Annotated in this window: 3 protein-coding genes; all 3 read right to left on the bottom strand. The window is 69.7% G+C overall.

Translation table 11 applies throughout. The annotated features are described in order from the left end of the window. Positions 1–286, bottom strand: a 286-nt coding sequence (locus ACRDP3_RS06920) for a NuoI/complex I 23 kDa subunit family protein (RefSeq protein WP_431515943.1), incomplete at its 3' end; no start/stop codon positions are given. Continuing rightward, positions 279–1712 (bottom strand): NADH-quinone oxidoreductase subunit NuoH, encoded by a 1434-nt coding sequence (gene nuoH / locus ACRDP3_RS06915; protein ID WP_431515942.1) that lies wholly within the window; start codon positions 1710–1712, stop codon positions 279–281. The genes nuoH and ACRDP3_RS06920, both read right to left, overlap by 8 nt. 43 nt (positions 1713–1755) lie before the next feature. After that, positions 1756–2028: molybdopterin dinucleotide binding domain-containing protein (locus ACRDP3_RS06910; protein ID WP_431515941.1), on the bottom strand; the 273-nt coding region annotated here is incomplete at its 5' end.

Below are 2028 nucleotides of genomic sequence, written 5' to 3'. Positions count from 1 at the left end.
CGTAGCGCTCACCCGGGGAGTAGCGCGCCTCCTCGGTGTTGTCCCCGCCCTCGACGTAGATCGCGTCGGCCGGGCAGGCCCAGGCGCACAGCTCGCAACCGACGCACTTCTCCAGCCCGTCCGGATGCCGGTTGAGCTGGTGGCGGCCGTGGAAGCGCGGTGCCGTGGGCTTCTTGTACTCGGGGTACTGCTCGGTCAGCCGCTTCTTGAACATGCCCTTGAAGGTCACGCCGAAGCCGGCCACGGGATTGTGGGGGCCTGCCCCCAGTGGTTCGCGCTCAGACACCGTCGGCCTCCTTTCCGTCTGTTTTCTCGGCGGCCGCACCGCCGTCGGTGTCACCGTCGCCCGTGGCGCCGGCGCCGACCAGGGCGCGGTCGCGGTCCCGGTCCTGGCGCGAGGGGCGTCGCGGCACCGGCGGCAGTTTCTGTCCGGGCAGCGGCGGTACGGGATAGCCGCCCGCCATCGGATCGAACTCCTCGCCACCGGACTCGGCGGCCTCCTTCCTGGCGGCCTCCTCCTCCGCGCCCTCCTTGCGGCCGCGGAAGATGTCGACGACGAAGGAGAGCAGCAGGATCACCAGCGCGGCGCCGGCGACCCAGTAGACGATGGCGCTGAACTCGTAGCCCTCGTTGCGCATCGCCCGAACCGTGGCGACCAGCATCAGCCAGACCAGCGCGATGGGGATGAGGACCTTCCAGCCCAGCGTCATGAACTGGTCGTAGCGCACCCGCGGGAGCGTGCCGCGCACCCAGACGAAGAAGAAGATCAGCACCATCAGCTTGAGGAAGAACCACAGCAGCGGCCACCAGCCGTGGTTGGCGCCTTCCCAGTACGTGGAGATCGGCGCCGGCGCCCGCCAGCCGCCCAGGAAGAGGGTGACCGCGACGGCGGAGAGGGTGACCACATGGACGTACTCGGCGAGCATGAACAGCGCGAACTTGATCGACGAGTACTCGGTCTGGTAGCCGGCGACCAGGTCACCCTCGGATTCCGGCATGTCGAAGGGCGCGCGGTGCGCCTCTCCGACCATCGACACCATGTAGATGAGGAAGGAGACCGGCAGCAGAGCGGCGAACCAGGTGTCCTGCTGCGAGTCGACGATCGCCGAGGTCGACATCGAGCCGGAGTAGAGGAAGACAGCGGCGAAGCTGAGGCCCATCGCGATCTCGTAGCTGATGATCTGCGCCGTGGCGCGGACCGCTCCGAGCAGCGGATACGTCGAGTTCGAGGACCAGCCCGCCAGCACCACGCCGTAGGCGGCGATGGAGGCGGTGGCGAGGATGTAGAGGGCCGCCACCGGCAGGTCGGTGAGCTGCATCGCGGTGCGGGTGCCGAAGATGGAGACCTCGTTGCCCGGCGGCCCGAAGGGGATGACCGCGATCGCCATGAAGGCCGGGATGGCGCCGAGGATCGGCGCCAGCAGGTAGACGAACTTGTCGGCGCCCTTGACGACGACGTCTTCCTTCAGCATCAGCTTGATGCCGTCGGCGAGGGACTGCAGCATCCCCCAGGGACCGTGCCGGTTGGGGCCGATGCGCAGCTGCATCCAGCCGACGACCTTGCGCTCCATGACGATGGAGATCAGCACGGTCACCATGAGGAAGGCGAAGCAGAAGACCGCCTTGAGTGCGACCAGCCAGAGGGGGTCGTGGCCGAAGAAGGAGAGGTCCTCCTCGGCGAGGAGCGCGGTGCGCGGGGAGGTGACCGTCACGCCGCCACCTCCGCGAACCGGAGCTGAACCTGTACGAGCGCGCTCACGCGCCCACCTCCTCCGTCTCGGTCGCGGCGGCAGCCGCGATCCGCACGAGCTCGCCGGGACGCGCACCCGTGTCCGCGTGCACGCCGCCGCCGGCTGAGTTCATCGGCACCCACACCACGCGGTCCGGCATCCGCGTGACCTGGAGCGGGAGTCGAACGCTGCCACGCGGGCCGGAGACCGCCACCACGTCGCCGTCCGCGACACCCGCCTCGGCCGCGGTGGCCCGGGACATCCGGGCGAGGGCCGGGTGCCGGGTGCCGGCCAGCGC

The sequence above is a fragment of the Streptomyces sp. genome (genome assembly GCF_050698815.1).
Taxonomy (GTDB): domain Bacteria; phylum Actinomycetota; class Actinomycetes; order Streptomycetales; family Streptomycetaceae; genus Streptomyces.
Note: the sequence above shows the minus strand (reverse complement) of the source record. Positions and strands in the feature narration are given on the sequence as shown.